Origin of the sequence: Anaerosporobacter sp., assembly GCF_031551385.1 — a bacterium.
In the GTDB taxonomy this organism is placed as follows: Bacteria; Bacillota; Clostridia; order Lachnospirales; family Lachnospiraceae; genus Anaerosporobacter.
The window spans coordinates 42190-55818 of sequence record NZ_JAVBNS010000032.1 but is presented as its reverse complement, the minus strand read 5'-3'; the positions used below and the strand labels follow the sequence as shown (position 1 = coordinate 55818).

Sequence of the window (13629 nt, the reverse complement as noted above, 5' to 3'; positions counted from 1 at the left end):
GCCTTAATTGAAAGTATATTTGAAGTTTCTATTGTTACATATTCATTATCTTCCGTATGTATCTGCCAATTTATTCAGCCATTCAATACATTCTTCTGCTAATTGACCTTCTGTCATTCTCCATTGCCAATTACCACCTAACGAAGATGGAAGATTCATTCTTGCACTATCACCTAGTTTAAGAATATCTTGTACTTGGAATATTGCCACTGCCGCATTACTTGCATAAGCTGCTTTTACGATAGCATCTGAAATATCTTTTTTTCGTTTTATTCCAAGATACTCTAATGCGTACTTCTCTTCCTCTTTACCTATAGTTTTAAGATAACCTTCCATCGTTTGATTATCATGTGTGCCACCATATACTACAGTGTTACTTGAACTATAATTATGAGGCAAGTACTCATTACTAGAACCACTATTAAAAGCAAATTGCAGAATCTTCATTCCTGGGAATCCTGTGCTATCCATAAGTTTTCTTACTGATGGAATAATTACACCAAGGTCTTCTGCAATAATCTTTGCATCTCCTATTGATTCCTTAATTACTTTTGTTAATTTCTTACCTGGTCCTTTTTTATATTTACCATGCTCTGCTGTTTCACATTCAGCAGGAATTCTGAAATATCTTACAATACCAATGAAGTGATCAATGCGTACAATGTCATAAAGCTTTGCTGACGACTGCATTCTCTTTCTCCACCAATCAAAATCATCTTGCTCCATCTTCTCCCAATCGTATAATGGATTTCCCCATCTCTGACCAGTTGCTGAGAAACAATCTGGTGGAACACCTGCAATGTTAATTGGGTTCTTTCTTTCATCTAGTTCAAATAAATCTCCGTGTACCCACACATCAGAGCTGTCCATTGCAACATATAAAGGAATATCTCCAATTATTTGAACTCCTTTTTCGTTCGCATAGTTCTTCAATGCAAACCATTGCTCATAGAATTTGAACTGGCAGAACTTCCAAAAGTCTACCTCTTCACTTAACTCTTCTTGATACTTCTTTATGGCTTTCGGTTTTCTAAAACGAATATCCTCTTCCCAAAGAAGCCATTCTTGGTTATCAAAATGATTCTTTATTGCCATGTAAAGGCTGTAGTCCTCAATCCAATAACTATTCTCATTACAAAACTGTATGTACTCTTTCTTAGTTTGATGATTACTTCGTTCAAACGCTTTTTTAAAAATAGCAAATGTGCTATTATAGATTGCTTCGTAATCGACTCTGTTTTCCTCATCACCCCAGACATAGTTATCTACTTCTGATTGTTTTAATAGATCTTCACTTATTAATGTATCAATATCTATAAAATAAGGATTTCCTGCAAATGCGGAAAATGATTGATATGGACTATCTCCATAACTTGTTGGCCCTAATGGAAGGACTTGCCAGTATTTTTGTTTTGCTTCTACTAATACATCTACAAAATCAAAACCTGCTTTTCCAAATGTCCCTATACCATATGGGGAAGGTAAACTGCTTACTGGTAATAATAATCCAGCTCCTCTTGTTAATTCTGTATTTTTCTTCGCCATACTCTTCTACACTCTCATATATTTTCGATAAGTTTCGAAATGTTATAATTACAATAACACTTTGACCATGGTTTGTCAATAGAAGTTTCGAGTTTTATAGTTATTTTTTATATTATTTTTTGTTAATACCGCTCGTTGTTTGTTTAGAATTACTTTTGAACTTCCTAATTTCCTCTAAACATGCCTTGTAGCTAGTGTATTTGTATAAAACTCAACGTATTTCCCCTCTAATTCTATAAACCACACGGAAATATATGCAATATGTATTTCTCTCCTTTCTGAAATATTTTCGGAAATTTTCGAAATCCTTTACTGAATTATAGCATTTCACTATATGCTTGTCAATACTACTCGTTCAAAATTAATAAGAAGCACTATGGCTTTTTGTTACTGCAAACGTTATGTATGAATAGCAGTATGCTTTTTTGCGCCTTTGTGCAGTCGTATTCTATATTTATCAACAAATTTCCGCAATTAAATTTAACATATTCACGAATTAATTTTAATTTATTGAAATTCCCTTTTGCAGGTAGTATACTTTTTACATTGGATATTGTATATCAGTCTTTATATTAGGTACTTACGAAACTCTCAATACACTTGACTGCTTTTTGATTATCGTACTCTAACTAAAAAACGATAGCAAAACATCTATAGTACTTCTTGGTGTATACTAGACAACCTAGGAAGGCGAGGCATGGACGCCGAGCCAGCCCGCACTGAGGCAGGATGCCGAATTGAGGGCGTTTCCGTGACTTTTGGATAATCTGCCTGTATACACCTAGAAGTACTTAGATGTGACGCGTGTTTTGTGTTAGAGTACGATAAGCAAAAAGCCTACACAGTGTAAATCGAGTTTCGCCCACCTATTTCATATATACGAAAGGAGAAACAAAATGGCTACTATTAAAGATATTGCCAATAAATTAGGCATTGCTGTTAGCACCGTTTCAAAGGGACTTAACGGAGCTAGCGATATAAGTGACGAGATGCGTCAATTAGTACTGGATACTGCTGTCGAGATGGGATATGCATCGAAAAAGATGCGTAGTCAAGGAAGTCGAAAAGTATGTATCCTAATTGAAAATATGGATTATGAGAATATTGATCAGTTTGGTTATGAGATTATTGTCGGCTTCAAGCTTTCCGCTGCCAGACGCCACTGGGATGTAACAGTTATTCCTACAAATCTCAATATGCAAACACAAGAGAAGTTTGATACGTTCATGTTAAAGAACGGATATAGCGGTGCTTTCCTACTGGGCTTTGCTCTTCATGATGACTGGGTAAAACAACTTTACAAGACAACCGTTCCAACTGTACTTTTTGATAACTATATAGAAAACAATAATCATGTAGGTTATGTTGGAACAGACAGTTTTGAAGGTATTCATACCGCAGTTTCACATCTGCACGAGCTTGGCCATACAAATATTGCTTTTCTAAATGGTTCTAAGAATTCTATGGTATCAGAACAACGTAATCAAGCATTCATTCAAAGCATGGAATCGTTTGATTTAACACCTCGTGAAGAATTAATTGAATATGGTTATTATGTTCCAGATTGCGCCAAATACCATGTTCCAACCTTCTTAAAGGGTGGCGCAACAGCAATTATATGTGCCAGCGACTTAATTGCTTCTGGTGTTATATCAGAGGTAACTAAGATGGGGCTTCGTGTTCCTGAAGACATAAGCGTTATTGGTTTCGATGATCTTCCAATTGCTTCTCAACTTCAACCACCACTTACTACGGTAAGACAAGATCGAATTGATTTAGGAAAGAGTGCATTCCTATTACTTGATGGTCTAGTTCATAATGTTACAATTAGTAAGATGTTACTACGTGCCAAATTTATTAACAGAAGTTCAACTGCTCCTTGCTCAAACAGTGCAGTTGCTAAGAAAACAGCCGAAAAGCCTGTTTTAGATGATATTTAGTGCCATGTTTGGCACGATATAAACGAAAAAAGGAAGTTTGCCATCAAAAGCAAACTTCCTTTTTCTTACCTAGTATCTCATATTATGCACGAAATCCTCGTGACATTTGATTTGGATCAACATACATCTCATTAAGCGAACCTTTTCCATAGGTTAATCCTGCATAAACTTGCTGTGTGTTGCTCATAACAGGAGCACTTTGGTCTTGTTTTGCAACTCCTACAAAGCCTTCTAGTAAATGTTCAAGAACTTTCTTTGTATCTTCAAGAGGTTCCACTTCATTTTTCAATGTAGCTTGTAATAGTCGTTTATTGCAGTACAAATACAACTGCATTAAATCATAGGATATTGCATACTGAAAATCTAATGTGTTAATCAGTTCGTTCACAAATTTAACTGCATGATTCACATCGCGCGTAAACTTTGTATAATCTTGAGCAACCAATGCTTCTTTGGCACTCTCTATATCGTTCATTATAATCTCATAAACAATTACCACAAGTTCACTTCCATTTGCTTGCGTTACTCTTGTAGTAAATGCTTTTAAATCTTCATTGTTCATACAATACACGCGTTCCTTTCACTATGTCGTCCACGTCCTAACCTTGAAGTAATGAAAGAATTGTTTGAGGACGTTGATTTGCTTGTGCAAGCATTGAAGTTCCTGCTTGTGATAATACTTGCATCTGTGTATATTGAGCCATCTCTTCTGCCATATCAGTATCTTCAATTCTTGATAACGCTTCTGTCATGTTCTCGCCTGTTGTATCAAGGTTTGCGATAGAATGCTCTAAACGGTTTTGATAAGCACCTAATTTTGCACGGATAGCAGATACTTCTGTAATTGCATCATCAAGTAATGTAATCGCTCTTTCTGCTCCGTCTTGTGTTGTCATATTCACAATGTCAATACCTAATGTTTTTGGAGTAACTTCTGGAACTCTTACTTCCATTGTTTGTCCTTCATTCGCACCGATTTGAAGAATCATTGGGCCAGAAGCAAGTACGTCGATTTTTGCTTTGTCATTTTCTTTTGCTCCTGGATCAATTTCTATCTTCATACTAAATCCGCTATGATCTGTAATTACTACGTCTTTTCCTGATGCAGACATAGTAGCTGTTGCATTAAATCCCTTATCAAGCGAAATTTTTGCATCATCACCTTGCGTTGCTGCTATACCTGTTACACCTAATTTACCACTTAATTCTGTGCTACTACAATGTATCTCGATTTTACAGTCTTTACCGTATTCTTTACTTGTAAACTTCATTATACCAGCAGCATCTTTTTCTACACTAATATTCATAGAATCCCCAAGATCACGAATTTTCTCAAAGATTTGATCTGCGGTATCCGTATCTAGAATTTCAACATCTTCACCATTTAAACAGAACTTGCCAGCTTCTCCAGCTGTAATTGCTCCTGATGCTGTTGCTGTTGTTTGTGTTGGTAATGTTAAAACAGTTACTTCGTATGCTCCTACATTTACAGAATCCGATAACGCTACAAGGTTTACCTTGGAATTGCTACTATATGATTTTCTGTCAATGTCTCCATTTAATAATTTTTTTGTATTAAATTCTGTTGTATCTGAGATTCTTTCGATTTCTTGATTTAATTGGTCAATTTCTTTTTGGATTGCTTTTCTATCATCTGTTGTATTCGTACCATTAGATGCTTGTACTGCTAACTCTCTCATTCTTTGTAACATCGATTCCACTTCGTTCAATGCACCTTCTGCTGTTTGAATTACAGAGATACCATCTGCCGCATTGTTTGATGCCTTTTCAAGACCTGCAATTTGTGTTTTCATCTTTTGAGAAATTGCCATACCTGCTGCATCATCTGCTGCACGATTGATTTTTAAACCTGAAGATAATCTCTCTAAACTCTTGTCCATCTTTGTATTTGTAGTATTAAGGTGCATGTTTGCTTTAATTGCTGAAATATTATGATTAATTCTCATTGTGTCACCATATCCTCTCTCTAATTATTTTGTTCCATTCTTTTTACTAATACAACAAATGACTTAGCCACTTGATATAATTCTTTTGTCGTAACCGCATTTTCACCATTCGCTTCCTTACTCTCTTGGTTTGATGCCGATCCTCTTGCCTTATAAGACTGGTTATGAAGTTTCTCCACTCCAATATCCATTTGACTAAGAGAAATATTCTGTTTCTCTAAGCTATCAGTAATAATATCAATATTACCCTTAACTATCTCATTTGCTTCTTGATTATCACATAGGATAAGTCCTTTTGCTTGTCTATCATGTACTTTAAATTCTGCTTCAATCAGTCCATAACGTTCTGATTGAACAGACATTGAAACCTTACTATCTTGCTTTCCTGTATTATTTAATACCGTTAAAGAGATATTCGTTATACTATCTCCTACTTTAATTGGTATGTCATAATACTCCTTGCTACTTAATGCGTTCGATAGCTTAATTGCTCCACGTAATAGCTGAAGAGAACTAACTTGTTCCGCATTAATATCAGGGTTGCTTATTTGATTCCCTAATATAGTATCGGCAACTTTCGCAAAATCAGCTACTCCTTTTTGTAAACTTTCTTTATCTTCAAATGTTTCTGCAATTGCATTTAATGCTTCTTCCGAATCATTTTTAGCATCCTCTGTGTCTTTTGCCTTGTTTAAAACTTGTTTATATAAATTATTCTCAGTATCTAAAAGAACCTGCGCTTCTTGAATTGTTTGAATACTTACTGGCACATTCTGATTCGAAAGGAACTTAATTCCCTCTTCGCTATTCTCCGCCAAATCACGTAGCTCTTTTACTTGCTCTTCATAATACTCTTGCTTGATTTTTTGATCTTCTGGCTGTTCGTTAAGCATATCTCTTAACTTCTCTAATGAAAGACTTGACCAATCTTCATTTTCCATAATTGATTTCACTTGTGATGGTGTAATACTTGCAAGAATATCATCTAATAACATTTGATTATAATTTGTAATCGAGTCAGTATCGCTTCCCTTAGACTGCTCTGCTTCAAATCCTTTACTAATCTGTGATGTAATCGAATCGGATTTATATGTGATGTCTGTTAGCATTCCAAATGAATCATCAACCGATTTATCCATACTTCCTGTTCTTCTTGTTCTAACTTCTGTGAGAAGATTCTCAAGTGTAATATCGCGTCCGCTTCTTGCTAAAGAACCAATCGCTGCTCCATCTGTTTTCTCAACATTATGTAGTAAACGATAAATTCCTATATAGGCATCTCTTTCGTCAGACGTAATTCCATCTTGCTTTTCTAACTTACGAAGATATCTCGCATATCCATCTTCCTCTGATATTCCATTCTCATCTCTGAATTGCTTAATCTCTTCATTCAAAGTATCTAATGGCATATCAATTGGGTTCTTATTCCCACGAATAAAATCCATAGTTACAGAAGGGGTAAGATTCTTAAGTACGTAATTTACCTTCTCATCATATTCCTTCATTAAGGCTATGTTTTCTTCCGTAATTTCCATTCCATTGTAGCCAAGCATTCTAATCGCTCTCTGATTCGCTACTGTATCTTCAAGTTCTAACGAATCTAAGATTTCTGTCATACTGTTTTTAAATGCTTTCTGTATCGAATCACCCATATCTTGTCTAGGTGCAGTCATTAATGTTTCATACGACTCATTCGCAGCATTAAACTTAGCATGGCTCATCGTACCCGCTTCATGCAAGGAATCAATTGTAGCATCTTCTCTACTTGTAAATGTATCCGCAAGTACATTACTTGGCATCCATTTTAAATCATTTACTTTCTGCGTTGTTTCACGAAGAATTGCAACGTTCTCAGATGTTTGCTCTGTTCCCGTCTCTTTTAATAAATTCCTATAATAATCGTCTTCGATATTACGAAGCTCTTCAACCACACGTTCAAGACCTGTTGTATTAACATTGATTCCTTTTTCCGCCATCTTTTGTCCAGACTCTAATGTCATCTTCAAACGAATCTCTTCTAATTGGCGTTTCGCTGTAATCGCTTTAATATCAATATCATTAACTGCTGCCTCGTTCATTTCAATAACCACAGGCTCTGTAGTCTTGTTTGACTCTGTCGCAGCAAGCATTTGATTCATCTGCTCTTGCTCTTTTTTCAAGATATCTATTGTAATCTCTTTTCCATCATATTTTTGTGCAGTTTGAGCAATCGCTTCATCTGTTATTGACTTGATATCTTTTATTAATTTCTCTATCTCATCTGTACTCTTATCTGTAAGCACAGTGTCTTCTACTGCTACTGCTTGCTCCATTGTCCGAATCATCTTGTCTAATACCGCTGATGAGTCGTAATTATCTCTCAAATTCACAAGGCTATTTAATTTATTCAAAGTCTCTTTTGTCAATGGCAATCTATTATCAAGAATCCATTTTGCTTGACTTCTACTTTCCTCTGTAACTTCATATCCAGCGTCTTCAATAACACTGTCTACTTGTCCTTGTATTTCATCAAAGTCTTCACTTGATAGTGGACTTGTATTTGTACCAAATGCACTATAACTTGCTTTATAGATATTACCAATTGTAATATCTAACTCATTACCAATTAGATATTCAAACGATTCCTTCGAAAGATTCGGAATTGTCTCCGCTAGATTCATACCATTTACTATCTTCGAGATATTCGCCTCTGTAATTGGCAAGTTACTATTTTCAAGTCTCTCTATAATCTGTTCCGCATAAGGTGATTTCTCTAGGATATGCTTTGCAATCTTCTTTACATCTTCCTTAAACTCTTTATTACTCTCTATCTGTTTCTTAACACTCTGTTCCTTCTCAGTTCTCTGCTCTTTAACACGAGTTAACGCACGTTCTAAACGCTCTAATTCATACTGTTTGTAATCATAACCTTCGGCTTCAAGATCTTCTGAATCGTCGGCAGTCATACGGTTTGCTGTATCTTCTAAATCCTCATCCGCTTCTTCTCCCTTATTCTCTGCCGCTTCTTCTAATCGTTTATTAAAAGATGCTTGGTCTGATTCCACTTTTGTACAGTATGCTTGTATACTCTTTGCAGCCTCTTTATTGATTCCAACCTCTTTAAGAATAACACTCGTAGCCGATATATCCATTATCTTGTATTTTTTAATAGTGCCTTCCGTGGCACCTTGCACTGACGATTTAGGAAGGTTTACTTCCTTTCCATTAAAGTTGATGGAAATCTGATCCGAAACACTTGTTATTACTCCTTCGATCTCATCTCCCACTTTTCCCAGTGATAGAAGATTATCTTTATCCGCTTTTGATGATACCATATTTGTACCAGTTGCCTGAGATTTAACATTTTGTACGTTCATTGATTTCACTCACCTCTTTATGTATAGTTTCACTATAATGTATTTCGACCATAGCTCTTAAAAACTTAAGTTATTTTAGAACAAAAAAGTAATAGGACTTATTAAAAAGGTACACCCGCCACAAGCGTACGTTTTAATAAGTCCTATTTCATTATAGTCTTTGCCCTCTCTGCGTTCCCCAACGTCAACAAATCCTCTAGTCATTTTACTGTTCAACGACCTTTTTTATAGTAACACGTTTTGTGAGATTTGTCAATAGATATGGTCTTTTTAATTAATTATTTGTGAGTTATTCGATACAACTTGATTATTTACACTTTTTTCTTTATATATGTACACTATATTAGTGCACTTTATAACCATTCTGAACTACAGCCTTCAAGTTATTCATTATAGCGAAATGCCATAAATGACAGCCCTGGAACCTCTATCTGTATCTTGTATGGCTGATTAGCATACTTCTCTGCTTTCGCTTTGACAGAAGTTACAATACCATTCCCATTTCCACCAAACTCCACAGCATCTGAGTTGAAAATTTGTGTATATGTTCCTGATGCAGGAACACCTATTTCATATTTTTCACGATCTACAGGTGTAAAATTACAAACAATTAAAAGTTGGTTTTTCTTTGTTGTTGCTCTTCTTGTGAATGCAATGATACTTAACTCTGAATGCGAACAGTCCATCCATTCAAATCCAGTCGTTTCACAATCATTTGCATAAAATGCATTATATTTTTTATAAAGATGATTTAACGCTTTCATATATGTTTGCATCTGTGCATGTCTTTCGTATTCAAGTATTCCCCAGTCAAGGCTTCTTGCTTCACTCCATTCTTGCCATTGCGCAAACTCTTGTCCCATAAATAATAACTTCTTTCCTGGATGTGCATACATAAATCCATATGCTACACGTAGATTTGAGAATTTCTCATCATACTCTCCTGGCATCTTCTGTATCATAGAACCTTTTCCATGTACTACTTCATCATGTGACAATACTTGTATGAAATTCTCACTGTGCGCATACACCAAACTAAATGTTAATTTATGATGATTAAATTGTCTAAAGTAAGGGTCTAATTTCATGTATTCTAAGAAGTCATTCATCCAACCCATATTCCACTTGTATAGAAAGCCAAGACCATTCATACTCGCTGGTGCAGTAACTCCAGCCCAAGAGGTAGACTCCTCTGCAATCATCATTGCCCAAGGTAACTTTTCCTGAATAATTGCATTCATATGACGGAAGAATTCTACGGCATCTAAATTCTCTCTGCCACCATTTTTATTTGCTATCCATTCGCCGTCTTTCTTTCCATAATCAAGATATAGCATGGAAGCTACTGCATCTACACGCAATCCATCTATATGAAATTCATTTAACCAGAACAATGCATTTGCAAGCAAGAAATTAATAACTTCTTTTTTAAAATAATTGAATATATAGGTTCCCCATTCCGCATGTTCTCCCATCTTAGGATTTGGGTGTTCATATACTGGTTCTCCATCAAATCTCCCAAGAGCAAACTCATCTTTTGGAAAATGTGCAGGTACCCAATCAAGAATTACTCCAATTCCTTTTCTGTGAAGATAATCTACAAAGAACATGAAGTCTTCTGGCGTACCATATCTTCTCGTTGGCGCATAGTATCCTGTTACTTGATAACCCCATGACCCATCGAATGGATGCTCTGCTATTCCTAACAGTTCAACATGAGTATAGCCCATATCCGCTACATAATCTGCTACTTCCACTGCTAACTCACGGTAATTATAGAATCCGTCTTCCGTTCCATCGTTATGTTTTCTCCAAGAACCTAGATGCATCTCATAGATTGATATCGGGTCTTTTCTTAAGGAATCACGATTCCTATTCTCTTTCTTTTTCTGCCATGCTTTATCTTCCCATTTGTAATTTGTTAAATCTGCTACAACAGAGGCGTTCTTTGGTCTAAGTTCCGAAGAATTCGCGTAAGGGTCTGACTTAAGTAATACCTTATCATCTCTAGTCCTTATTTGATATTTGTAGACAGCTCCAATCTCTACCCCTGGGATAAACAGCTCATGTATACCTGAGTTTTCTAGCATTCGCATTGGATGTAATCTTCCATCCCAACAGTTAAAGTCGCCTACAACACTAATCTTTCTAGCATTCGGTGCCCATACCGCAAAATGTATCCCTCTCACACCATCAATTGTCATCTCATGCGCACCAAACTTCTTATATATCTCATAATGTGTTCCATGGCTGAAAAGATGGGTATCCAAATCACCGATTTGAGAATCAAACGAGTATGGGTCTGCAATCGTAACTGTCGTATTATCAATATATTTTGTTTGTATCTCATATGATTTAATGGCTTTTCCTTTATTCAAGGCGACATATAACCCTTTATCTTCATACGGCAACATAGGATATTCTACACCGGTTTCTTTATCTATAATTGCTACTTCCTTCGCATGGATACGGAATGTAACAAACAACTGTCCTTCTTTTACTTTATGTTCTCCCAATAATTTATGTGGACAATTGTTGATTTCCTTATAGAGCTCTTGTAGTTGAATCGGATTAATGTACTTACTTATCTTCTCAAGCATTGTGTAAACATCCCCTTTTTTATTCTTTTTTAATACTACTATAGTCTTTCTACTTCACACACTGTAATACCAATCCATTGTTGGCTGGAAGTACGATATTCAATTTTCCATTCTCAACTAGGTATTCTTCTCCTGTCAGTACATCCGTTACTTTATCGCAAGCCACTGGTATTGAAATACTCATTGTCGCTTCGTTATCATCATTATTAACTGCAGTTACTACTACATCTTCCCTGTCAATTCTTGCAAACGCATACTGTCGATTTGTAAGAGCGAGTTCCTTATACATTCCTTGTTGTAAAGCTTGACTACTCTTTCTTATTCCCGCTAATAACGCAAGTAGTTTCGTTAATTCCTTATATTCATTCTTACTCGGCTCGTCTATATAATCCGATAATACCAATCTTGGACGTACTCCATCATCAGAATTGTTCTCTTTCCTACCTTCTATTCCAAACTCAGAACCATAATAAATCGATGGAATTCCTGGTAATGTATATAGTAAGAAATGTACTGGTATCAGATGTGCTTTGTTTACTAGTTTATTATAAATTCTATCTACGTCATGATTGTCTAAGAAACTATATAGATTCGCATTCTTAACAATTCCACCATTTGAATCAAACAATCGTTTTACTGTATGCGCAATCTCAAAGTAGTTGTGGTCATTATGTCCAGAATACAGTCCTTTGTGAAGTTCATAATCTGTTACGCTATGCAATGTCTCATTGTTAACCCATCTACTGTAATCACCATGAATTACTTCTCCCATTAACCAGAAATCTTCCTTCACTGTATTGCAGAATGTTCGCATCTCTTTCATAAAATCAAAATCAAGTACATCCGCGCAATCCAAACGAATTCCATCAATATTGAATTCATCGACCCAGTACTGTATTACATCAAATATATATTGTTTTACTTCTGGATTTCTCTGATTTAATCTAACAAGCAATTGGTATCCTCGCCATCCATCATATGAAAATCCATCATTATATTCTGTATTAGAACCAAAGTTTACATTACAATACCAATCACGATACTTTGATCCCTCTCTTTTCTCTTGTATGTCCTTAAATGCAAAAAATTCTCTTCCTGTATGATTAAAGACACCATCTACTACAACTTTAATATCAGCTTCATGACATAGTTTAACAAAACGAATAAAATCATCGTTGTCTCCTAATCTGCGATCAACTTGCCGATAGTCTGTTGTCTCATAGCCGTGTCCTACCGATTCAAATAACGGACCAATATATACCGCATTACATCCTATCTTCACCATATGGGGTATCCACTCTTCCAACTCTTCCATCCTATGTGTTGTTGTAATTCCATCATTTAATTTCTCTGCTCCACAAAGACCAAGTGGATATATGTGATAAAAAACCGCCTTATCATACCATTTTGCTGTCATATCAATCATTCCCTTCTGTGAAAATGTTACTGTTCGCTTCGTGACCAGTGACGTAAAACCGCTTTGCAACATTTATAAGCCACTCTATCCAATCGGTTGCTACCTACACTACAATTCCATACATAAATTGATGAACAAGAGAATAGATTGCTCTATCATTAACAAATCTACCTGCTGCATGCTCTCTTTCAAAATATACAAGTATATAGTTGTTTAATATACCCGAAAAACCTACTGCAAATTGTTCTTGTCTTCCGTTCATATTACCTAGATATCCTGCTGCATGTTCAAAAATTCCTCGTATTATAGCAAATTGCTCTTTCATATATGGGCTAATTGCTTTATATGTTTCATTTTCCCTTGCAGAATAGAACAAAGATAGGATAAGGTAATAAAATCGAATATCGGATTCCGCTATGGTGAACATTGTTTTTGCATACTGTTCTAGTGTATGCACCAAATCTCCATTATAATACGCTGCTTCACGCAACTGCTCATTTATCTTGCAACAGCGTTCCTGTAAAAGTGCTTCCAGTAAACCATACTTACTTTTAAAATAGTAGTACATAGTTGGCTTTGTTATTCCTGCTAACGTAACAATTTCTTGTACCCCTACTGCATCGTATCCTTTCTGATAAAACAGACTTAACGCACATTCTAATATCTTTTCTCTGTTATCCATCTCTTGTAATTGTTCCACCGCACACCTCCAATATTCCTTATTAAATCCAGTATACCAATCGGTATACAAACTGTCAATAGGGATAATTTGTGTTGACAAATGCTTTTTTATATCTTATAATC

The 13629-nt window shown here is 35.6% G+C and carries 8 protein-coding genes; 1 reads left to right on the top strand and 7 read right to left on the bottom strand.

The window, feature by feature from the left end; genetic code table 11:
- Nucleotides 1-45: 45 nt before the first annotated feature.
- Nucleotides 46-1545, bottom strand: coding sequence for a 4-alpha-glucanotransferase (malQ, locus tag RMR19_RS04020; protein WP_310602209.1), 1500 nt, complete (start codon nt 1543-1545; stop codon nt 46-48).
- An 896-nt stretch (nt 1546-2441) separates the two neighbouring features.
- On the opposite strand from malQ, the gene RMR19_RS04015 reads away from it, so the two are divergent.
- Nucleotides 2442-3485, top strand: coding sequence for a LacI family DNA-binding transcriptional regulator (locus tag RMR19_RS04015; RefSeq protein ID WP_310602208.1), 1044 nt, complete (start codon nt 2442-2444; stop codon nt 3483-3485).
- Nucleotides 3486-3567: 82 nt separating this feature from the next.
- Here the strand turns inward: RMR19_RS04015 and RMR19_RS04010 are convergent, their stop codons facing one another.
- The 6 genes from RMR19_RS04010 to RMR19_RS03985 form a co-directional block, all read right to left on the bottom strand.
- Complete coding sequence (locus tag RMR19_RS04010) at nt 3568-4047, bottom strand: flagellar export chaperone FliS (RefSeq protein ID WP_310602207.1); 480 nt, start codon at nt 4045-4047, stop codon at nt 3568-3570.
- A 37-nt stretch (nt 4048-4084) separates the two neighbouring features.
- Nucleotides 4085-5452 (bottom strand): flagellin N-terminal helical domain-containing protein, encoded by a 1368-nt coding sequence (locus RMR19_RS04005; RefSeq protein WP_310602206.1) that lies wholly within the window; start codon nt 5450-5452, stop codon nt 4085-4087.
- 20 nt (nt 5453-5472) lie between these two features.
- Entirely contained in the window at nt 5473-8808 is a 3336-nt protein-coding gene (locus tag RMR19_RS04000; protein ID WP_310602205.1) for a DUF6240 domain-containing protein, read from the bottom strand.
- Nucleotides 8809-9191: 383 nt separating this feature from the next.
- Nucleotides 9192-11408, bottom strand: a complete 2217-nt coding sequence (glgB, locus tag RMR19_RS03995) for a 1,4-alpha-glucan branching protein GlgB (protein ID WP_310602204.1) — start codon at nt 11406-11408, stop codon at nt 9192-9194.
- A 49-nt stretch (nt 11409-11457) separates the two neighbouring features.
- Nucleotides 11458-12897: an alpha-amylase family glycosyl hydrolase gene (locus RMR19_RS03990; protein ID WP_310602203.1), complete on the bottom strand. Its 1440-nt coding sequence runs from the start codon at nt 12895-12897 to the stop codon at nt 11458-11460.
- Between the two features lie 31 nt (nt 12898-12928).
- The gene (locus tag RMR19_RS03985; protein WP_310602202.1) at nt 12929-13525 is read right to left on the bottom strand and encodes a TetR/AcrR family transcriptional regulator; all 597 of its coding nucleotides are present in this window, start codon (nt 13523-13525) and stop codon (nt 12929-12931) included.
- Between the last annotated feature and the right edge of the window lie 104 nt (nt 13526-13629).